We start from the raw sequence: 22,173 nt of genomic DNA on the forward strand, positions 1-22,173 counted from the left end.
TCTTTTAAGTTTGGGATAAGAATGGAAAGCACGACTGCACTTTTACGTCTTGATAAAATAGGTTATCAGGTCAATAACAAAACTATCCTTGATAACATCAATTTTGAACTTCAACCTTCTGAATTTAAACTTATCACAGGCCCTTCAGGTTGTGGTAAAAGCACCTTACTCAAGATTGTCGCTTCTCTACTATCACCTACCAGTGGTTCAATTTTCTTTGAAGATAAAGACTATTTAACGTTTTCACCCGAAGAATATCGCCAACAGGTTTCTTATTGTACTCAAACACCGATGTTATTTGGTGAGACAGTTTACGATAACCTTAAATTTCCTTATTTCTTACGAAAACTCTCGGTGGATGATAAGAAACTTGTACATGATTTGGATTATTTTTGTTTACCTGCATCCATTATGAAAAAGGGAATTAATGAACTTTCAGGAGGAGAAAAACAACGTATTTCACTGATAAGAAATCTGCAATTTATGCCAAAAATCTTATTACTTGATGAGATAACAAGTGCATTAGATGAAGATAATAAAATAAAAGTGAATGATGTTATTCACCACTACGTTAAAGATCAAAATCTCGCCGTATTATGGGTCACTCACGATCAAAATGAAATAAAACATGCTGATGATGTGATCTTATTACCTTCTCACAATGATGCCTGATTTTTTATTTCTTTATCAGTCACCCTTTTGTTATGAGCGAACATAATATTATGAACGAACATACGATAAGCAATGAATCTCTGATTTTCTCGCTTTTATTAGTTCTCGTGGCTATTTTTATTAGTCGCAAAGAAAAACTAGCTTTAGAAAAAGATATTATTTGGAGTACAGCAAGAGCCATTGTTCAACTATTAATTGTTGGCTATGTCTTGACCTATATTTTCCATGTTGACCATTTTATTCTTACTTTCTTAATGGTGTTATTTATCTGCTATAACGCCGCCCATAACGCCAAAAAACGGAGTAAATACGTCAAAGATATCTTTCTGATCTCTTTTACCGCTATTACAACTGGGGCATTATTAACTTTAACTATTTTATTGCTCACTAGTTCCATTGCTTTTACCCCTATTCAAATTATTCCTATTACGGGGATGATTGCGGGTAATGCAATGATAGCAACGGGACTTTGTTATAATAATTTAGGTCAACGTTTTCAAAATCAACAGCAACAATTGCAAGAGATGTTAAGCCTTGGTGCAACACCTAAATTAGCCTCAATGAGTATTATTCGAGATAGCATTAAATCTTCATTAATCCCAACTATTGATGCCGCAAAGACTGTCGGTATTGTGAGTTTGCCTGGTATGATGTCAGGGCTTATATTTGCCGGTGTTGATCCATTACAAGCTGTTAAATATCAAATTATGGTGACTTTTATGTTGATGGCAACAGCCAGTATTTCAACTATTATTGCTTGCTATTTAACCTATAAGAAATTTTTTAATCAGCGCCACCAGCTTATTAATTTTGAAAACCGCTAAATATAGCTATTTAGCAATATTGCAAAAGGTCACTTAATAAAGTGACCTTTTTTATTACTTACTGAGAAGTCGGTTTAAAAGCTTATTTTAATACCGTACATCCCATTTTTTTAACTAACTCACCTGCTTGAGATTTCACACTTTGAGCACTTTCAGGTAACTGACTCCAAAGTGTTAAACCTGTACGTGCTTCCACTTCTGCCGCCGTTACTTGGAATTCACAGAAATTTGCTTTTTTCGGTGTTTGTTGATCCATAATAAACGCTGCATAAGAGGAGCTTTCTGGTGAATCATTTAGAAAAACCACTTTAAAATAAGCACTTGGAATTGTGTGATCTTTATCTGTACTTGGTAATTTACCCATATCTCTTTCGTAGATAGGTCCTGTAACAGTAAAGACTTTGTGACCTTCTTTTGCCAAATTACGCTCTTGATCTTCTAGTCGTACCCAAGCACCTTGGTTTAAGTCTGCTTTTTGCGGTGTAATATTAGAAAGATAGTTAAGCGCATTCCAGCCTGGTAACGCAGCCAATGAAGCTAGAGGAGCTTGATGACCACGGTCAACTTTTAATATGGCATTAGCATTTTTGTAATCCGCTGGCGATAAGGTTTCATCATTACCTAAAGCCGGATCTTTTTTCCAGTTACGTGCTTTACCACTACCGATACTGTCTTTAGTCACTAAATAAGCAACCCAGTCTGCAAACTTGGTTTCGCTATTATTATTTAATGTGTAAACATCACGTTGAATAGTGGTTTCACTGCCTCCTAATGGACAACCAATACCACAATTTTCATCGTTCATTGCACGCATTGAAGTATCACGAGCAACAACAGATGATTGAGTTTCAAGTTCAGGCACAACCATCATTTCTGAATTAGCATAGCTGTTTGAAACCATAAGCAGTGATAGAACAATTGGAGTAATACGTTTCATATAAAATTCCTTTTTATAAGAAGAAACAAAAAAACTCGCCGAAGCGAGTCTTGATGTTTAAATAAGAGAAAATCCAATCTTCTCTTTCAGTAAATTCAGGTAATAAACGGCGAAGAAAAACGCATCATTTTAATAATGATGTACGTTTCAATCACTGAATATGACTCAGAATTTTGCTACGAAATATGGTGAATATTTTCACAACCCTAGAATGCAAAAAGCCCCGCATAAGCGAGGCATTTATTCATTTGGTTGGTGAAATTCAAATTTCCCACCATGAGAATAATAGTGAACTATATTTCCCATTTAGTCAATGAATTTTCTTAAAAAGATTATTTGATGAATGATTTATTCTCTTATTAACCTTAAAAGGGGAATCTTTTTACTAATGCAATATCAAGCTATGTAGTTAACATCCCACCGTTTTTCTAAACTTTCGCGTAATTCGAAGGTAAGCGAGATCACCACATTCTCACCAACGTAGGGGTATCTGGCGATAAAAATAACCTGATTATTATTGGGTAACTCAAAGACTTCTGCTTCACCTAAATGAAGTGACATCACAATTTTCTTTTTAGTAAAGCGGATTGGTTTTCCATAATGAGCATGTAACCACTCTTGTGTCATTAATGGCTGTAAACCGAAAGGAAGTGCATGGGGGAAATGAAATTGCTTTGTTTTTTCATCAAATAGCGTCAACGTGATTTCACTTAAACCGACACCATAGGGCTCAAAATATAAGTGAAGAGATTCTTTTTTCATCGCCAAACTGCCATTTTTAGGTTTGGACTTATAAGGAATTAAATTTTGATCGTAAACATCTTGATACTTCTTCCCTAATTGGGCAATTAGCCCAGCAATATCTATTGTCATTACTTACATTCCTTAATAAAAAGCTCCTATAAAGGAGCTTTTTAATGAAAATAAGAAATTAACCACGCCCTTTCGGACGATTAAGAATATGATCTTCCCAATCTTCAACTTCAGTTTCTGGCACCGCAATATATCTTACAGAAATATTACCTTGGTGCATTTTTGCTTTATTACCTGCAATAAGTGGATGCCAACTTTGTAACGTTTTGCCTTCTGCTAACAGACGATACGCACATGTCATTGGTAACCACTCAAATGTCGGTAAATTATACCGTGTAAGCTTGATACAATCTGGCTCATAACGGAAACGATCTTCGTAATTACTGCATTGGCAGGTTTTAATATTTAGCTGATTACAAGCGACATTGGTAAAATATATCTCGTCAGTATCATCATCCATTAACTTGTGTAAACAACACTGCCCACACCCGTCACAGAGCGATTCCCACTCATCATCACTCATTTCATCTAATGTTTTAGTCTGCCAAAAAGCCTGTGTCATCTCTACGTTATTACCTTATTGCTCATCTAATACGAATTAAATAACCCGCGTTGTCAGCTGATGTTCATTAACACTTAATACCAACATATCGCCTGATTCTAGAGGGCCAACACCTTCAGGAGTTCCCGTTAAAATCACATCACCAGGACGTAGGGTAAAAAAGCGAGACATATAGCTGATAAGGGGTAAAACAGGAGTTAGCATATCACGACTGTTACCCTGCTGACGAATCTCGTCATTAACACGTAACATTAAATTCGCGTTTTGTGGGTCGCCAAATGAATTGACAGGGATAAAACCAGATAATGGTGCAGAGCCATCAAATGCTTTACTTTTTTCCCATGGTTGCCCTGCTTTTTTCAATTTACCTTGTAAGTCACGTAATGTGAGATCAAGACCAATACCGAAACCCGCAATTGCGCGATCAACTCTATCTTCATTAGCTTGTTTAAGTGGCTGACCAATCAGTACTGCTAATTCAATTTCGTGGTGAACCGCCCCCATATCTTTTGGGATAGCAATAGGTTGGCGAATATCGCACATAGCTGTTTCTGGTTTGATAAAAATCACAGGCTCTTCTGAGCGAACGGCCCCCATCTCTTTAATATGATTTGCATAGTTACTACCAACGCAAATCACTTTATTGACAGGAAAATCAAGTAATGCACCTTCCCAATCACGATGTTGATACATAATGTGTTCCTTTTAGGTAAATTGCTGTGTTTTATTTCACTGTAAAAACGCGATTAACTCGCGTTTGGCAGTGAATTTATTTTATTAGCAACGCCATCAGCCATTGTAACAATGCTAAGGGCAAAAAAGTAAGAGCTGTTCCAATGCATAATCGTACGGAAGTTCTGTGTCACTAAATAGCTTCTGTGCAAATCATCATCAGGAATAATTAACCATGTTGGCATAGCATCGTTCAATTGACTATTTGCAGGCAATTGAACACCTAATGCTTTCCATTGAGCGACCGTTTTTTTCTGCTCAGTCTTAATGCCTTCAAGCTGTTGGTTAAAATCTACCGATAAAGTAACTTGTTCTCCCCAAGGAAGTCCACTTTTCCAACCTTCCGTTGCTAAATAGTTAGCTGCCGAAGCAAATGCGTCTTCTTGGGTGTTCCAAATATCAATTTTTCCGTCACCATTGCCATCTGCAGCATAAGTTAGGAAAGAAGATGGCATAAACTGAGTTTGTCCCATAGCGCCCGCCCAAGAGCCTTTGAGACGCTGTCCTTGAGGGATGTGCCCTTCCTCAATAATCTCCAATGCGGCCATTAGCTGGCGTGTAAAGAGTTCTTCTCGGCGACCTTCAAATGCGAGCGTTGCAAGTGCAGAAACAACATCTTCTTTGCCCTGCACCTTACCAAAGCCACTCTCAAGTCCCCATAACGCAACAATATAGTTTGCAGGTACACCATATCTCTTGCTGATTTGTTCTAGAGTATCTTGATTCTCTTGATAGAGCTTAGCCCCTTGGTTTAAACGGCCGTTAGTGACAATGCGTGGTAAATAAACATCGAGTGTGATTTTCTTTTCCGGCTGATTACGGTCTGATTTAATCACTCGTTCAATAAAATGCGCTTCTGAAAAAGCAAAATCTATTGTTTCTTGTTTATATCCCAACTGAGCAGCTTTCAATTTCAGAGCTTCAACATAAGCAGGAAATTGTGCAGAAATACGAGTCTCTTTAGGAAACGCTTGTTCTAACGATGCAATATCCACTTGTTTCCATCGAGGCATTTTTTGTGTTTCAATTGCCGTTAGCTCTGGTGCAGTAATTTGTCTTTCAGCCAATTTTTGTTTGCTGTTAGTACACGCAGATAACATTAAACCGGAAACAATCACAGCGATGAATGAATATTTGAACATTTATGCTCCTTTTATCTCGATGATTTATTCAGTTTTTTCTGATTTTTTTAATTCATCTAAATAAGCATTTAACATACTTTCGACAGGTGGCGGAACTTGTAAGTAAAAACCCTGCTCAACTAATGCTTTTTTGACTTTTTCAATGTCAGCATGTGCTAAACGCTGTCTATCCGCGAGATTAAGCAACATTGAAAACTGTGGTTCGCCAAAACTTTGTAATAATTCGTCCGGAATTCGAGAGAAATCATCCTTTTTTTCGATGTATAAATAAGTTTGATCACGTTTGGTACTACGGTAAATTGCACAAATCATTTTCATTAAACTCTAATTATTAAAATAAGCGACTTGCCTGAATATTTTAGTAAATATAACATGCTTATATACTTTCGTAATATCGTCTCTGGTTTTTTGTGCCAGATTATAAAAAATTTACTGAGTCAGATAGATGTCAAACACGCCCATTGAGTTAAAAGGCAGTAATTTTACCCTTTCAGTACTCCATTTAAACGATGGAACACCGAAAGTTATTCGTCAGGCAATTTCAGAAAAAATTGCACAAGCGCCTCAATTTCTGAAAAATGCACCTGTGGTTATCAATGTCTCTGCTTTAGCAGATGAGAATATTGATTTTAAAAAACTGAGGCGAATTGTAGAAGATGCTGGCTTACGAGTCGTGGGAATTAGTGGTAGTTCAGACGCTCAACAGAAAGAAGCGATAATTGCCGCACAGTTACCTATCTTAAATGAAGGTAAAATAGTTAAGCCGAGCACTCAGGCAAATAACGATAAAACGAATGAAGCACCGACAGCTGTTCGTCAAAAAACAAAAATCATCCATACTCCTGTTCGTTCAGGTCAGCGCATTTATGCTCAAAATAGCGATTTAGTTGTTATTAGTAATGTGAGTGCAGGTGCTGAATTAATTGCTGATGGTAATGTTCATGTCTACGGTGTATTGCGTGGACGTGTACTTGCAGGCGCATCGGGTGATAAAGAGAGCCATATTTTTTGTACACATCTGTCTGCTGAGCTTGTTTCTATTGCTGGTCAATATTGGCTAAGCGACCAAATTCCTACAGACTTTGTTGGTAAATCAGTACAACTTAGTCTGCAAGAGAATGAATTAACAATCGAGAACTTAATTTAGAGCATCGACAAGGAATCACTCCATGGCACGCATTATTGTTGTTACGTCAGGTAAAGGTGGGGTTGGTAAAACAACTTCCAGCGCGGCCATTTCTACCGGCCTCGCTCAAAAAGGTCATAAGACGGTTGTTATCGACTTTGATATTGGGTTACGTAATTTAGACCTTATCATGGGTTGTGAACGTAGAGTTGTTTATGATTTTGTTAATGTTATTCAGGGCGATGCATCTTTAAATCAAGCATTGATTAAAGATAAGCGTACAGAAAATCTGTTTATTCTCCCTGCTTCACAAACAAGAGATAAAGACGCTCTCACCCGTGATGGTGTAGAACAAGTATTAGATGAACTCGATGAGATGGGTTTTGATTTTATTATTTGTGACTCTCCTGCGGGTATTGAAAGTGGTGCGTTAATGGCCCTTTATTTTGCAGATGAAGCCATTATTACAACAAACCCTGAAGTATCATCTGTACGTGACTCCGACCGTATTTTAGGCATTCTTGCCTCTAAATCACGTCGTGCTGAGCGTGGTGAAGATCCAATTAAAGAACATTTGCTATTAACTCGTTATAATCCTGGCCGCGTTAACCGTGGTGATATGTTAAGTATGGAAGATGTTCTTGAAATTCTATGCATTCCACTATTGGGTGTTATTCCAGAAGATCAATCTGTTTTACGTTCATCTAACCAAGGTGAACCTGTTATTTTAGATGGCGAATCTGATGCAGGTAAAGCCTATTCAGATACAGTAAATCGTTTGTTAGGTGAAGAACATCCATTCCGTTTTATTGAAGAAGAGAAAAAAGGCTTTCTGAAACGCCTTTTTGGGGGGTAAAAGATGGCTTTACTAGATTTTTTCCTGTCGCGTAAAAAGTCGACAGCTAATATTGCCAAGGAGCGTCTGCAAATTATCGTAGCAGAACGTCGCCGTGGTGATAGCGAGCCAGCTTATTTACCTGATATGAAAAGAGATTTATTAGGTGTCATCTGTAAATATGTACAGATTGATCCAGAGATGCTTTCTGTTCAATTTGAACAAAAAGGCGATGATATCTCTGTATTAGAGCTAAATGTGACTTTACCTGAGAGTGAAGAACCTACAAAGTAAATCATATTTTACGCTTTATCTAAGTCATTATTCACAGAGCCAGCCATAAACTATAATCAATTTGATTGGCTCTGTGTTTAATTATATACATATTGAAAACACCTGAATGCGCAAATAGCGCTATATCTCGTTGCTATTTTAATCATTGGTGATAAGTCACGGGAGACCGATTATTTTGTCATAATACTTACATTTACCAATAATCTATTTCTACCTTCACCTTCTTTTGGTGTTTTTTGTGTGCAAAAAATAAGAGCCTCAAAAGAGACTCCTATTGTTATCCTTTATTTTGTTTATTGAACCAACAATCCCTTTTTATTTTAAGGAGATTAAATATTAGAAAATAAACAATCAACAAGACTATGGATATTGCGCTAGAATTTCTGTCACTTTTTCTTCTAATAATGCTTTACGCCAACGTGAAGTTAATTCAGGTTGTCCTTCTTTTATTTTCCAATGAATACTTAATAACTGATTAATCTGTCTTCTTGAAGCTAACAGTTCAGGGTTGTAGCGCTTATCTTCACTAATTTCTTGAATAACCGCTTTAATCGCTTTAAATGCTTTTTTGTAGTTTGGTTGTTCAATTAAATTACCAATAGGCTCTGGGCAATCTTCATCTTTAACTTCTTTAGCTTTAACAACAAAATCTAATAAACGACGACCATGACAACGAATTTCTTGACCTGAAAGCGATAATGCATCGAGTTCTGCTAATGAGGATGGAAGGTAACGAGCAACAGACCATAGGTGCTCTTCTCTTACAACGAAGTTTAATGCCATATCTCGAGCTTTTGCTTGATTTAAGCGCCACTGAGCAAGCATTTGTAAGCACGCTAATTGTTGATCTTTCAATTGCCATGCATTGCTAATATCACGATAGGCGAGCTCTGGTACAACCGTTTCTTGTCGACGTTCTGCAATCATTTTGCATTCATCTGCGATCGCATCCATATAACCTGCTTCTTCAGCTTCTTCAATTAATTTTTCAGCTAAAGGTAGCAAATAGAAAACATCACCACTGGCATATTGGCACTGTTTTTCAGTTAAAGGACGCGCTAACCAATCTGTTCGGGATTCGCTTTTATCTAGTGCAATATTTTCATATTTCTCAACTAATGTCGCGAAACCACAAGAGATAGGATGCCCTAAAAATGCAGCCACCACTTGAGTGTCAATCATCGGTGTTGGAACACAACCAAACTGGTGAGAAAAAACTTCGAGATCTTCACTTCCAGCATGGAGAAACTTCATGATGCCCGAGTTTGTTAATAGCTCAACGAAAGGGGCCCAATCCTTAATTGCTAACGGATCAATAAGAGAGATCTGTTTACCGTCGTACATCTGGATCAAACCAAGATGAGGGTAATAGGTACGTATGCGGACAAACTCTGTATCTAAAGCAATTTGTGAAGCCTCTGAAGCAGCTTTACAGGCGGAATCTAGTGCAGTGTCTGTCGTAATCAATTGATAATTCAAAACAGGTTTCTCTTGTTTTTATGTCTAATGACTTTTTTTATGTAATCACAAAAACGCCGGTATAAACCGGCGAAATTGAAAAAGGTTATTGAGTGTTGTATCAAGATTCAGTTGAGGTTTTCAACTCTTTTTCTTCATTTCTTAACTCTCTGCGTAAAATTTTACCAACATTTGATTTTGGTAATTCATCACGAAACTCAATAATTTTAGGTACTTTATAACCTGTTAGGTAACGACGACAGTGTGTTTTTATCTCATCTTCTGTTAATGATGGATCTTTTTTCACAATGAAAACTTTAACTGTTTCACCTGAGTTTTTGCTTGGCACGCCAATTGCTGCCGACTCCAAAACCTTAGGATGTGCCGTAACGACTTCTTCGACTTCATTAGGATATACATTAAAACCTGAAACTAAGATCATATCTTTTTTTCGGTCAATGATACGAATAAAGCCTTCGTCATCCATTGTGGCAATATCACCTGTTGCAACCCAGCCATCATGTAAAACTTCATCAGTTGCATCAGGGCGATTCCAATAACCTTTCATTACCTGAGGGCCACGAACCCACATTTCGCCACCTACAGTGCGGTCAACTTCGTTACCTTCATCATCCATAAACTTCACATCCGTTGAAGGTACAGGTAATCCAATACTACCACTGTATTTTTTCAGATTATAAGGGTTACCAGTGACTAAAGGAGAACATTCCGTCAAGCCATAACCTTCTAACAAATGCTTACCCGTTAACTCTTCCCACTCTTTAGCAACACTACTTTGAACAGGCATACCGCCACCAACAGAGAGATTCAATTTGGAGAAATCGAGTTGACGAAATTCTGGATTTTGCAACCAAGCATTAAATAAAGTATTTACGCCAGTGATTGCCGTGACAGGGTAACGTCCTAGTTCTTTAATTGTACCTTTCACATCACGAGGGTTAGTGATAAGTAAGTTTTTACCACCAATTTCAATAAAGAGTAGACAGTTAACGGTTAAAGCAAAAACGTGATACAGCGGTAATGCAGTGACCACCAGCTCTTTACCAACATTTAGCGCTGGTACATAAGCTGCTTTCGCTTGCTCAAGGTTCGCTAACATATTGCGATGCGTTAACATTGCACCTTTAGCAATTCCCGTTGTGCCTCCTGTATATTGCAAGAAGGCTAAATCTTCACCTGTAATTTCAGGTTTAATATATTGCATACGATAGCCAAAATGCATTGCTCTACGAAATGAAATGGCATCAGGCAAGTTATATTTAGGCACTAATCGTTTGATATATTTAACAACAAAATCAACGAGTGTTGCTTTAGGACGAGATAATTGATCGCCCATTCGGGTTAAAATAACGTGCTTAATGCTGGTATTAAACACAATTTTTTCGAGCGTATGCGCAAAGTTAGAGACTATTACAATGGCACTTGCGCCGCTGTCATTCAACTGATGTTCAAGTTCTCTTGGTGTGTAAAGTGGGTTTACGTTTACGACAACCATGCCTGCACGAAGAATACCGAAAAGCGCGATAGGATATTGCAGTAAATTAGGCATCATTAAGGCGACACGATCACCTTTTTTCAATCCTAAGCCATTTTGCAGGTATGCTGCAAAAGCACGGCTACGCTCTTCAAGTTTGCGATAAGTCATGACCTCGCCCATATTGATAAAGGCGGGTTGATCTGCGTAATTTGCGACAGCGTTTTCAAGCATCTCAGCAAGGGATGCGAAACGGTCCGGGTCAATTTCAGCCGGAACATCTGCCGGATAACGTTTAAGCCAGACTTTTTCCAAAGTAGTACTCCTGATTAATCGCACTTCTTGGGTTAATATTATGTTTCCATTTTTAACAAAGTATTAACTCATCCTACCAGCACAAACAATTTTCTGTTGTGAAGATGCGAAGTGTGTCACTAAATATTTTATTTTTAGATTAACAAAAAAGAAGGCGGTCAAAACCGCCCTCTCTTTTATTTTTTATTCAACTTTAATAACTCTATTAGATAGTTACCTAATATATTATGGATATTGATTATACACCGTTTCACACAAATAGAGATAAAATATTATATCGTCATGCAGTCCAATACCCACTTTTTATTCTAAAACGGGCACAAGCTGACCAGTTCCATATGGATATCCACCATAACCGCCATACCCATGGTGATAACCCCAATATGGGCCATCGCCATAATATCCCCATGTCATAACAGGTGCGGGCATAATGACTTGCTGTGTCAGTGTCCAGCGTTTCATACCTGTCACATCAATACGTAAAAATGGATAACTGGCCTCACCAACTTTGCCAGTTTCAACACCTTTGATAGTACCAACAACGGTTACGTATTGATTTTTATAATCCGAGGGATCTAAGAAATGCATAACATTAGCATAGAGACGCCCAACAGAAGGCTGATGTAATTCGGGCGCAGCATCGTATTGAGAAAGAGGCATCACGGCAATTTCTAGCTGCGTTGATGATTGAAGATTTTTAACATCAATCACACGTCCACCAAAACGCCCTTCTTGACCAATATAAAGTTCAGGCGCAACAAAAACGCCATTTAAATTGGTCACTGGCGTTGCTGATGTACCTTTTATTGATTCAGGTATAGAGACGCATCCCGCTAGAAACAAAGCACCAGATAGAAATAGCGCTTTGCTTACCAAACGGTAGTTTAATTGTCTATTCATAAACCACCTCATTGCAAGTCAATATTAACGTTACTCTATAATAATATTATAGCTTAGCTTCACTCTTCTGCTTCTAATAGATACTTCTAAATCTATTCACGACCAGGCAGTTTTTTCCATGTCACTTCATTACGTAAATAAACTGGCTCGGCGTCTTCAACTTTCGTTGCTTTACCTCCATGCCAAGCGGTTACAGCAAGAGGTAACATATCTTGTGCAACAGGAAGCGTAATCTCAGTTTCAACAACAGTGAAAGGCAGTGCCTCTTTTAAATCAGGATAAGCTTGCCATCCTGTACCTGCCATCGCCCATGTTCCTGTTGTTAATTGTAATGCTTCAATAAATTGCTCAGGTTTCATCACGGCTTCAGTGTCTTCGCCTATCCAAACACCTGCATCATTACGCTGATATTGAGCGCAATAAATTTCACCCATACGTGCATCTATTGCCACAAGAACTTGTTTGATACCCGTTGTTCTAAAGACACCTTCAGCCATTGTGGCAAGTGATGAAATACCAATCATTGGTAACTCTGCACCTAGTGCGATACCTTGCGCAACACCTACACCAATACGAACACCTGTAAAACTTCCAGGACCTCGTCCAAAAGCAAGTGCATCTAATGATTGCAATGTAATGTTTGCTTCTTCTAAGGCGCTTTTCACCATAGGTAAAATCTTTTGTGTATGTTCACGAGGTGAGATCTCAAAACGTGAAGCAACAACGCCTTCATTCCAAACTGCAACTGAACAAGATTCTGTTGCAGTATCAATTGCTAAAATTCGCAGTGACACGCCATAACTCCGGCAAATTCGATAATTAAAAGAGAAAGAATAATATCATAATAGTGTTCAACAGAATAAACACACATTCTGTGCGATCGCTATTATGAATCCGATATTTCTTGTATTTCATTCTGCTGTGCGCGTTGGCTCAAAAATTTCATTGTTTTTTCGAGTGAACGCGTGCGAGGTGATGGAGGCAAGCTACTTAAAAAAACTTCACCATAAGCACGAGAAACTAACCTATCATCACAAACTATAATTGCACCATAATCGTGTACATCACGAATTAATCGCCCGACACCTTGTTTTAAACTAATAACAGCATCAGGAATTTGGACGTCTCTAAAAGCATCTCCGCCTCGCAATTCACAATCTTCAATGCGTGCTCTTAATAAAGGATCATCAGGTGCTGTAAATGGTAATTTGTCAATAATCACGCAAGACAACGTATCGCCACGCACGTCAACACCTTCCCAAAAACTTTGGGTCGCAACTAAAAGTGCATTTCCTGATGAAACAAATTTTTGCAGTAATTGCGTCTTACTCATTTCGCCTTGCATCAATACAGGTAATGGCAAACTGGCTTTAAACTCTTCAGCAAGTCCACGCATCATTGCATGTGAGGTACAGAGGAAAAAACAGCGACCTTGGTTTTTTAAAATAACTGGCGTTAGCATAGTAGCTAAACGTTTCGCCGTATAAGGCTGATTTAATGGTGGCAGATAACGTGGCACACAGAGTAATGTTTGATGTTGATAATCAAATGGGCTGTTTAGGATCAGGGTTGTCGCATTTTCTAAGCCCAATCTATCTGTGTAATAAGACATCTGCTCATTTACAGAGAGTGTTGCTGAGGTAAATACCCAACTGCTTTTATGCGATTTGATTAATTCGCGAAATTTATCCGCAACAGATAGTGGTGTGATAGCTAATAAGAAATGGCGACCATAACTTTCAAACCAATAACTATAACCCGGAATTGTGGTATCAATCAGGCGTTTTAAGCGATTGCGGTAAACAGTGGCACGTTCAAAAGCACTATCAAGTAATTGGCTTCGCCCTAACGAGAGTTTCATTACGTCATAACTCAGTTCTAAGGCATCATCCAGTAACGTTAGAAAACGTTTTGTTTCGCCACCTTGCAATAGCTCACGTAAGTTTCCTCGATAACCTGTCTCACCTAACGCTAGGCGAAAATCCATTACCATTTGCGTTAATCTATCGGCACTTTTTTGTAACTGAACTTGGTCTCTCACTTCTGTGCGATAAGCAACAGTCATATCTCTGGCGAGATCAAATAACTGTCTACTGGTAAGTTGTTGGCCAAAATAATGGCTAGCAATATCTGGAATTTGATGGGCTTCATCAAAGATCATAATTTCAGCTTCTGGAATTAGCTCACCAAAACCAGTATCTTTAACGACAGTATCTGCCATAAATAAATGGTGATTAACCACCACGACATCCGCATCCATTGCTTTTTTACGTGCGCTTAAAACATAGCACTCTTTATAACGAGGGCAATCACTCCCCAAGCAGTTATCGTTAGTGCTGGTGACTAAAGGCCAAACCCGGCTATCTTCAGCAACACTATGACAACGACTAACGTCACCATCTTCTGTTTGTGTTGACCATTGGCGTACATACATGACATCAGACAAAACTTCAGCTTCCAGATCACCACCACTGAGCATTTGCTGATCAAGTCGTTCTAAACAGAGATAGTTAGAGCGCCCTTTTAATAACGCCGTGTTACCATCATAATTAATCGCTTCAATGATCGTGGGTAAATCTCGACTATATAATTGATCTTGCAAGGCTTTAGAGCCTGTTGAGATAATAGTTTTTTTACCCGAACGCAATGCAGGTACAAGATAGGCATACGTTTTTCCGGTACCTGTACCCGCTTCAGCAATAAGTACACCTTGCTTATCAATAGTTTCCGTTATTGATTTCGCCATTTGTCGTTGAGCTTCACGGGGATGAAATCCTGGAATAGTTCGGGTTAAAATCCCGTTTTCTGCAAAATCGTCTGACACAGGCATACTCTTTTTATAAAATAAGACGTAAATTATGCCAGTGGATAACCAAAAGTACCACCTATGCCGTTAATACAAAGGAGAACTCATAATGACAATTAAACGTATCGACCCTGAAGATCGCTGGTCTGAAGCCGTTATTCATAACGACACCATTTATTACACTGCCGTACCAGAAAACTTATCAGGCGATATTATTGAACAAACAGCAGACACATTAGCGGCAATTGACGTTTTGTTACAACGTGTAGGTTCTGATAAAACTAAAATTCTTGATGCGACAATCTTTTTAGCTGATAAAGCCGATTTTGAAGGTATGAATAAAGCGTGGGATGCATGGGTTGCCAAAGGTAGTGCACCTGTGCGTTGTACTGTGCAAGCACAATTAATGCACCCTGAATATAAAGTTGAAATTAAGATTATTGCGGCAATGTAAAAATATTTAATAAGCACCTACTTTTATGGGTGCTTATTTTTTGAATTTAACTTATTGGCAATTTATGATTAAAAGAGAACCAATATCTCATGCTCCAGCAACTATTTCCCTTTTCACCTCTATTACTAACTTTTTGAAGTTAACTATTTATTTTGGAGAGAAAAAACATTCCTCACTTGTGATCATTTATTATTTAAAAAAGATACCAATGACGATATTATCGAACAGTTAAAAAACTAATTATATGAGTATCAATATGGACATCACAACATTACTTCTTTTCTTACCAGCTTGCTTTGCATTAAATCTTGCTCCAGGGCCAAATAACCTATTATCCATTAATAATGCCACACATTATGGTTTTAAAATCTCTTGCATAGGTGGAATAGGTAGGATCGTGGCTTTTATTTTTATGCTCTGTCTAGCTTCTTTAGGTTTAGCCGTGGTTTTACATACCTCCGAGCTCATTTTTTATGCAATTAAATTTTTAGGAATTGCTTATTTGTTATATCTAGCTGTTCAACTTTGGCGAGCACCAGTAGAAGGATTTGCATTATTAAAAGCAACACAAAATAAAAGTCCATTCATACTAATGAAACAAGAGTTTTTTGTTGCTTCAGGTAATCCTAAAGCGATTTTAATTTTTACTGCTTTTTTACCTCAATTTATAAATCCTGAAATGCCAACAAGCTACCAATTTGCAATTTTAGGTACACTTTTTCTATTGCTCGAGTTTATTGCCATTATGATTTATGCAGCTATAGGTCTGTATATGAAACAACTTTTAGTTAAACCTAAATCTAAACGTATTTTTAATCGTATTTGTTCCTCACTCTTAGTATTCGCAAGTATGGGTTTACTTTTGGGGCAAAAAAGTAAAAATTAAAAATATTTTTCTGAAACAGAAAATAGTATAAAAACAAAAAAGCTGAATTCATAAGAACTCAGCTTTTTTAATATCACTTATTATGCTGTGGTAATTGGATTTTTTGTTTTACCAATATCTCACTCATTAAGTTAATTAGATTTAGGCAAATTTAATCATTACCATACCAACCAGTAATAATATAATTCCACCCCATCCTTTATAATTGAGTCTTTGATTAAATAAAATCCAACCGGCGGCGATAGTTGCAATAATTCCGAATGCTCCCCAAAGTGCATAAGCTACCGAAAGCTCTATCCCTTTGACTGCCATTGCTAGCGCACTAAAAGCACCTAACACACAAAATAGTGATAATATTCCTAATCCCATTCGGCTAAAGCCGTTAGACATTTTTAAGAATATATTCGCGACAATCTCGAGCACTACGGCAAGTATTAAAAATGCACCGTGCCACCATTCAAATTGAGCTAACATAATTAAGCCTCCTTGATATTGGTAGGAATTGGCTTATTCGCTCCTTTTACAGCACTGGCAACATGCTTAGCTTTACCGGCAATACTTTTTACCGATTCTGTTGTTTTCTTAGCAACAGCCGATTTTTTAGTACCTGATTTGATAAGCGTGATCCCTGCAATTAGCATTGCTAGACCGCCTAATTTTAATGGTGAGAGTGATTCTCCAAACCACAGAACACTGAATGTCGTAATAATGACAATTCCAATACCTTCCCACAGTGCATACGCTACACCTAATGCCACTTTTTTTACGGCTATGGCTAAAAAGATATAGGAAGTGGCAATCATTAACCACATCACAATCATACCGGTGTAACCACCGCTGACACTGGCGTACTTCATAGATAAAGTACCGATAACTTCACAAACAATAGCTAATGCTAAAAATATCCAATAAATCATTTTTTCATCTCTCATACACATTCGAAATACGCCAAAACGTTTCTTGCGCAGAAGATAGAGAATATGTAGATAGTCTTTCTGGTGGCAATAGTAGCCGAACGTTAAGGCAACGTCGTTTCCTGATAACTCAGGAATTAAGATGAGAGGTTTCTATAATGCGCCACACCAGTAGTGTTCGCTGGATAAAATAGCAGAAAGGAATAACTTATAGGTAGAACGTTTAACTTTGACGCTTTTGGCGCTAGTCATGATTATTTATTCTTTCATCGCACAGACCATCCGCACGATATACTCCGAACCCTCATATAAGATGGTTAAATGTTACATGATATTTCTATCACGCCAAATTATTTAAAGCAATGCTTTTGAGGAAAATTTTTTAGTTAATTGGTTGGTTTTGTTTAAGTTTTAATTTTCTATAGCACCATAACTTGTCGGTTTAATGAATAGTTATTAAAGCAATTTTCGTTTTAGCATGGGTTTTATTCATCTATTAGCAAGTAATTATGCTTAAAAATACTTGTCAGATACAAAAACACCCAGCATAGCTGGGTGTTTTTTCTTTAGAATGGATAATTAAAATCAATTATTCAATTTCATTCCAAGAACGACCATCACGCGTGATCATTGCAACAGATGCCACTGGTCCCCAAGTACCTGCTTGATATGGTTTAGGTAGCTCATTATCGCATTCCCATGCGTTAATGATTGAATCAACCCATTTCCAAGCTTCTTCCACTTCGTCACGACGCACGAATAACGCTTGGATACCGCGCATGGCTTCTAATAATAAACGCTCGTAAGCATCCGCTAAATGCGTTTGATTGAATGTTTCAGAGAAACTCAAGTCCAGCTTGGTTGTTTGTAAACGGTGTTTATGATCGAGTCCCGGTGCTTTATTTAGCACTTCAATATCGATACCTTCATCTGGCTGTAAACGAATAGTCAGCTTATTTTGTGGTAACTCTTGATAAGTCTCACTGAAGATATTCAGCGCAGGTTTTTTAAAATAAACCACAACTTCTGAACATTTGCTTGGTAGGCGTTTACCTGTTCTTAGATAGAACGGAACACCTGCCCAACGCCAGTTGTCAATATCAGCTCGGATTGCCACAAATGTTTCTGTATTACTGGTTTTATTCGCACCTTCTTCATCAAGATAACCGGGTACTTTTTTGCCTTGTACAAAACCACCAGTATATTGTCCACGAACTGTCTTTTCGCGAATATTGGTGTTATCGATACGACGTAATGAACGTAAGACTTTCACTTTTTCTTGGCGAATACTGTCAGCCGTTAAATCAGCGGGTGGTGACATCGCTATCATAGTCAGGATTTGTAATAGGTGGTTTTGTACCATATCACGCATTTGACCAGCTTGATCAAAGTATCCCCAACGCCCTTCAATACCCACTTCTTCTGCAACCGTAATTTGGACATGATCAATCGTTTTATTGTCCCAGTTGTTGACAAATAGTGAGTTTGCGAAGCGCAGTGCTAATAGGTTTAAAACGGTTTCTTTACCTAAATAGTGGTCAATACGATAAATTTGAGTCTCTTTAAAGTATTTCGCCACACTATCATTAATAGAAACTGAAGATGCTAAATCTGTCCCTAATGGTTTTTCCATTACGACACGATTAGGCTCTTTATTTAATTTTGCATGCCCTAATCCCTGACACATCGCACTAAAGGTGCTTGGAGGCATAGCAAAGTAATAGATAGCCGGTAATTTATCTTGTTTTAGATGCTTTGATAACTCAATGAAATGGTCGGTTTCATTAACATCAAGATTACAAAAATCTAAGCGATCACTTAAGCGTTGCCAAATTTCAGGGTTAATTTCTTCTTTTAAAAAGGTTTTTAACGCTTCATGAGCGACATTTTTATATGCCTCAACATCCCAATCAGCACGACCGACACCAATAATGCGAGAGTCAGGGTGAATATATCCAGCTTTTTCCAATTGATATAATGATGGAATGAGCTTACGGCGTGCTAGATCCCCTTTCGTACCGAAGATAACCAGATCACAGGCCTGAGCAGTCGATATCGCTGCCATAGAACGTCTCCTCATGATGAGATTTTGTAATTTTGTTACAGAATTTTGTATTAATGTACTCTTTTGGATGTATTCAGTAAATACACTTGCACATTTTAGTCTCTAACTTACCACACATATTATAATGCTTCATTTTATGCCTAGTGTTTTATCCTTTCCTGTAACTTTATTACAGTTTTGTTTCTTGTTTTCAACTTTGAAAGTTAGACACACGTCATACTTTAACGAAAAAAGCCCTGCTTACCGATGGTTTACACTGCAAGCCTTGTTCTTTGCGTAGTATATTTTCATAAAACCGTTATAGATTTCTCCTTTTATTGAAATTGGCAAAGCCAAGGATCTGTATATTTAATGAATATATTGGAAAGGGTTCAGTCTAATCTGGACATCTTGAGTAAATCAGAAAAAAAAGTCGCAGAGGCTGTATTAACTGCGCCACAAACAGTTATCCATTCAAGTATTGCCTTAATGGCTAAAACGGCTGATGTCAGTGAACCCACTGTTAATCGATTTTGCCGACGTATGGCAACAAAAGGCTTTCCTGATTTCAAATTACAATTAGCACAAAGTATTGCCAACGGCACACCTTATGTAAATCGTAATATTGATGATTCCGATACTGTCTCTTCTTATACCAATAAAATTTTTGAATCCGCAATGGCGGGACTTGAAAACGTTAAAAATAATATTGATATCGCAGCTATCAATCGTGCAGTTGATATTTTGACGCAAGCTAAAAAAATCTCTTTTTTTGGTTTAGGTGCATCAGCAGCCGTTGCTCACGATGCCATGAATAAGTTTTCTCGTTTTAATATTCCTGTCACTTATTTTGATGATGTTGTTATGCAACGTATGAGTTGTATAAATAGTACTGATGGTGATGTGGTGGTTATTATTTCTCATACAGGACGTACTAAAAATTTAGTTGAAATTGCCAAGATCGCACGAGAAAACGATGCGGCCGTTATTGCCATTACAACTCCGAACTCTCTTTTAGCCTCTGAAGCTACCCTTCCCATCTTGCTTGATGTGCCTGAAGATACTGATATCTACATGCCGATGATCTCCCGCCTTGCACAACTCACTATTATTGATGTTCTTACAACAGGATTTATTTTACGTCGAGGACCAAAATTCAGAGATAACTTGAAGCGCGTCAAAGAAGCTTTACGTGATTCACGGTTTGATAAGTAACCGTTTTTAATTATTCTGTTAGTATTGTCACACTTACGATTGTGCCTCTGACTAGATAAGTTTTTGAAAAATGGTAGCATATCTGCGAGCTAACTCTCGCAAATAATGAAAACTGTAGTGTATGTTGCAATTAGCTTGAAGCGTTTCACTTAACACATTGGATAAAATACAGTCTGATTTCTGTTTTATCCAATTGCCAACACCTTTCGTTCAAGGTCAACGGAGTAATACATGTCCAGACGGCTCAGAAGAACAAAAATTGTTACCACCTTAGGCCCAGCAACAGATCGTGATAATAACTTAGAAAAAATTATTATTGCTGGCGCAAATGTTGTTCGATTAAATTTCTCTCATGGTTCTGCGGAAGATCATCTTGCTCGCGCTAATCGTACGCGTGAAATCGCCGCAAGATTAGGTCGCCATGTTGCTATTCTCGGGGATTTACAAGGTCCTAAAATCCGTGTATCTACCTTTAAAGACGGAAAAGTTTTCCTGAATGTCGGTGATAAATTCTTACTTGATGCAGCGCTCGAAAAAGGCGAAGGCAATCAAACTCAAGTGGGTATCGATTATAAAGGCTTACCTGCCGACGTGGTTCCAGGCGATATTTTACTTCTTGATGATGGTCGAGTTCAGTTAAAAGTCCTCAAAGTTGATGGTTTAAAAGTCTTTACTGAAGTGACAGTTGGTGGTCCTTTATCTAACAATAAAGGCATTAATAAGCTCGGTGGAGGCCTCTCTGCTGATGCATTAACAGAAAAAGATAAGCAAGATATTATCACTGCGGCAAAAATCGGTGTTGATTACCTTGCTGTTTCATTCCCAAGAACAGGTGAAGATCTTAACCTTGCTCGCCGTTTAGCCCGTGATGCTGGCTGTGAATGCCAAATCGTTTCTAAAGTAGAACGTGCTGAAGCGGTTGCTAATGATGAAATCATTGATGAAATCATTCTTGCTTCTGATGTAGTGATGGTAGCTCGTGGCGATTTAGGTGTTGAAATTGGTGATCCTGAGCTGGTGGGTGTACAGAAAAAATTAATTCGTCGTGCTCGTCAGCTTAATCGTGTCGTTATCACTGCTACTCAAATGATGGAGTCAATGATAACAAATCCAATGCCAACTCGTGCTGAAGTAATGGACGTTGCTAACGCCGTATTAGATGGCACTGATGCTGTTATGCTTTCAGCAGAAACCGCAGCAGGACAATATCCAGCAGAAACGGTCGCTTCAATGGCGCAAGTTTGCTTAGGCGCTGAGAAAATGCCAGCTGCCAATGTTTCTAAGCACCGTTTAGATATGGTGTTTGATACAGTGGAAGAAGCCATTGCAATGTCTACAATGTATGCAGCTAACCATATGAAGGGCGTTAATGCGATTATTGCGATGACTGAATCAGGTCGTACTGCACGCATGATGTCTCGTATCAGTACAGGTTTACCGATTTTCTCAATGTCGCGTCATGAGAAAACATTGAATCAAACCGCACTTTATCGTGGTGTAACACCCGTTTATTGCAGTACTCACACTGATGGTATTGCTGCTGCTAATGAGGCAATTGGTCGTTTACGTGATAAAGGTTTCTTGGTTTCTGGTGATTTAGTGTTGGTCACTCAAGGTGACCAAATGGGCACTGTGGGTAGTACCAATACATGCCGTATTCTGACGGTTGAATAATACAGAGTCCAAAATCTTAATAACAAAGCGGGCACTTTATTAAGTGCCCGTTTTATTTTTAATTTACTTCTTTTT

Annotated in this window: 23 protein-coding genes; 9 read left to right on the forward strand and 14 right to left on the reverse strand. The window is 38.1% G+C overall.

The features are described 5' to 3' along the window. Positions 1-21 precede the first annotated feature (21 nt). Entirely contained in the window at positions 22-672 is a 651-nt protein-coding gene (gene fetA, locus C0T34_RS01100; protein WP_109849575.1) for an iron ABC transporter ATP-binding protein FetA, read from the forward strand. A gap of 50 nt (positions 673-722) precedes the next feature. Beyond that, a complete protein-coding gene (fetB, locus tag C0T34_RS01105; RefSeq protein WP_098942674.1) occupies positions 723-1,496 on the forward strand; it encodes an iron export ABC transporter permease subunit FetB in 774 nt (257 codons plus the stop codon). Between the two features lie 82 nt (positions 1,497-1,578). Here the strand turns inward: fetB and C0T34_RS01110 are convergent, their stop codons facing one another. The 6 genes from C0T34_RS01110 to C0T34_RS01135 form a co-directional block, all read right to left on the reverse strand. After that, the gene (locus C0T34_RS01110; protein WP_226892373.1) at positions 1,579-2,310 is read right to left on the reverse strand and encodes a DNA/RNA non-specific endonuclease; all 732 of its coding nucleotides are present in this window, start codon (positions 2,308-2,310) and stop codon (positions 1,579-1,581) included. Between the two features lie 519 nt (positions 2,311-2,829). Further along, entirely contained in the window at positions 2,830-3,306 is a 477-nt protein-coding gene (locus C0T34_RS01115; protein ID WP_098942672.1) for a DUF6392 family protein, read from the reverse strand. Between the two features lie 58 nt (positions 3,307-3,364). Then, complete coding sequence (locus C0T34_RS01120) at positions 3,365-3,808, reverse strand: YcgN family cysteine cluster protein (RefSeq protein WP_088495473.1); 444 nt, start codon at positions 3,806-3,808, stop codon at positions 3,365-3,367. Positions 3,809-3,844: 36 nt separating this feature from the next. Then, positions 3,845-4,501, reverse strand: coding sequence for a fumarylacetoacetate hydrolase family protein (locus C0T34_RS01125; RefSeq protein WP_098942671.1), 657 nt, complete (start codon positions 4,499-4,501; stop codon positions 3,845-3,847). Between the two features lie 53 nt (positions 4,502-4,554). Next, the gene (locus tag C0T34_RS01130) at positions 4,555-5,682 is read right to left on the reverse strand and encodes a lytic murein transglycosylase (RefSeq protein WP_098942670.1); all 1,128 of its coding nucleotides are present in this window, start codon (positions 5,680-5,682) and stop codon (positions 4,555-4,557) included. A gap of 24 nt (positions 5,683-5,706) precedes the next feature. Beyond that, positions 5,707-5,994 (reverse strand): YcgL domain-containing protein, encoded by a 288-nt coding sequence (locus tag C0T34_RS01135; protein ID WP_069369136.1) that lies wholly within the window; start codon positions 5,992-5,994, stop codon positions 5,707-5,709. 133 nt (positions 5,995-6,127) lie between these two features. On the opposite strand from C0T34_RS01135, the gene minC reads away from it, so the two are divergent. The 3 genes from minC to minE are packed head-to-tail and all read left to right on the forward strand — an operon-like array spanning position 6,128 to position 7,937. Next, positions 6,128-6,829 carry a septum site-determining protein MinC gene (minC, locus tag C0T34_RS01140; protein WP_075671097.1) on the forward strand — a complete coding sequence of 234 codons (702 nt, stop codon included), beginning with the start codon at positions 6,128-6,130 and terminating at the stop codon, positions 6,827-6,829. 22 nt (positions 6,830-6,851) lie between these two features. Next, positions 6,852-7,664: a septum site-determining protein MinD gene (gene minD, locus C0T34_RS01145; protein ID WP_023582090.1), complete on the forward strand. Its 813-nt coding sequence runs from the start codon at positions 6,852-6,854 to the stop codon at positions 7,662-7,664. 3 nt (positions 7,665-7,667) lie between these two features. Next, positions 7,668-7,937, forward strand: a complete 270-nt coding sequence (gene minE / locus C0T34_RS01150; RefSeq protein WP_023582089.1) for a cell division topological specificity factor MinE — start codon at positions 7,668-7,670, stop codon at positions 7,935-7,937. Positions 7,938-8,297: 360 nt separating this feature from the next. Here minE and rnd read toward each other — a convergent pair whose 3' ends face one another. From rnd to C0T34_RS01175, 5 genes are all read right to left on the reverse strand, one after another. After that, positions 8,298-9,416 (reverse strand): ribonuclease D, encoded by a 1,119-nt coding sequence (gene rnd / locus C0T34_RS01155; RefSeq protein ID WP_109849576.1) that lies wholly within the window; start codon positions 9,414-9,416, stop codon positions 8,298-8,300. A 100-nt stretch (positions 9,417-9,516) separates the two neighbouring features. Then, the gene (fadD, locus tag C0T34_RS01160; protein ID WP_098942668.1) at positions 9,517-11,205 is read right to left on the reverse strand and encodes a long-chain-fatty-acid--CoA ligase FadD; all 1,689 of its coding nucleotides are present in this window, start codon (positions 11,203-11,205) and stop codon (positions 9,517-9,519) included. A gap of 303 nt (positions 11,206-11,508) precedes the next feature. Beyond that, positions 11,509-12,105, reverse strand: coding sequence for a Slp family lipoprotein (locus tag C0T34_RS01165; RefSeq protein ID WP_098942667.1), 597 nt, complete (start codon positions 12,103-12,105; stop codon positions 11,509-11,511). A 92-nt stretch (positions 12,106-12,197) separates the two neighbouring features. Beyond that, positions 12,198-12,899 (reverse strand): tRNA (adenosine(37)-N6)-threonylcarbamoyltransferase complex dimerization subunit type 1 TsaB, encoded by a 702-nt coding sequence (gene tsaB, locus C0T34_RS01170; protein WP_098942666.1) that lies wholly within the window; start codon positions 12,897-12,899, stop codon positions 12,198-12,200. Between the two features lie 92 nt (positions 12,900-12,991). Continuing rightward, on the reverse strand, positions 12,992-14,935 hold the full coding sequence (locus tag C0T34_RS01175) for an ATP-dependent DNA helicase (RefSeq protein ID WP_098942665.1): 1,944 nt from the start codon (positions 14,933-14,935) through the stop codon (positions 12,992-12,994). A gap of 85 nt (positions 14,936-15,020) precedes the next feature. Between C0T34_RS01175 and C0T34_RS01180 the strand changes: the two genes are divergently transcribed. Continuing rightward, positions 15,021-15,365, forward strand: coding sequence for a RidA family protein (locus C0T34_RS01180; protein ID WP_098942664.1), 345 nt, complete (start codon positions 15,021-15,023; stop codon positions 15,363-15,365). A 256-nt stretch (positions 15,366-15,621) separates the two neighbouring features. Next, positions 15,622-16,251: a LysE family translocator gene (locus C0T34_RS01185; protein WP_098942663.1), complete on the forward strand. Its 630-nt coding sequence runs from the start codon at positions 15,622-15,624 to the stop codon at positions 16,249-16,251. 141 nt (positions 16,252-16,392) lie between these two features. On the opposite strand, the gene mdtI is transcribed toward C0T34_RS01185, so the two are convergent. The 3 genes from mdtI to zwf all read right to left on the reverse strand — a co-directional run bounded on the left by mdtI (position 16,393) and on the right by zwf (position 19,230). Beyond that, a complete protein-coding gene (gene mdtI, locus C0T34_RS01190) occupies positions 16,393-16,725 on the reverse strand; it encodes a multidrug/spermidine efflux SMR transporter subunit MdtI (protein WP_023582084.1) in 333 nt (110 codons plus the stop codon). Positions 16,726-16,727: 2 nt separating this feature from the next. Then, a complete protein-coding gene (gene mdtJ / locus C0T34_RS01195; RefSeq protein ID WP_098944078.1) occupies positions 16,728-17,168 on the reverse strand; it encodes a multidrug/spermidine efflux SMR transporter subunit MdtJ in 441 nt (146 codons plus the stop codon). Positions 17,169-17,754: 586 nt separating this feature from the next. After that, positions 17,755-19,230, reverse strand: a complete 1,476-nt coding sequence (gene zwf, locus C0T34_RS01200) for a glucose-6-phosphate dehydrogenase (protein WP_088495462.1) — start codon at positions 19,228-19,230, stop codon at positions 17,755-17,757. Positions 19,231-19,581: 351 nt separating this feature from the next. On the opposite strand from zwf, the gene C0T34_RS01205 reads away from it, so the two are divergent. Next, on the forward strand, positions 19,582-20,424 hold the full coding sequence (locus C0T34_RS01205; RefSeq protein ID WP_075671081.1) for a MurR/RpiR family transcriptional regulator: 843 nt from the start codon (positions 19,582-19,584) through the stop codon (positions 20,422-20,424). A gap of 231 nt (positions 20,425-20,655) precedes the next feature. After that, positions 20,656-22,098, forward strand: coding sequence for a pyruvate kinase (pyk, locus tag C0T34_RS01210; RefSeq protein ID WP_098942662.1), 1,443 nt, complete (start codon positions 20,656-20,658; stop codon positions 22,096-22,098). Positions 22,099-22,173 lie beyond the last annotated feature (75 nt).

Origin of the sequence: Proteus sp. CA142267 (assembly GCF_003336825.1) — a bacterium.
Classification (GTDB): domain Bacteria; phylum Pseudomonadota; class Gammaproteobacteria; order Enterobacterales; family Enterobacteriaceae; genus Proteus; species Proteus terrae.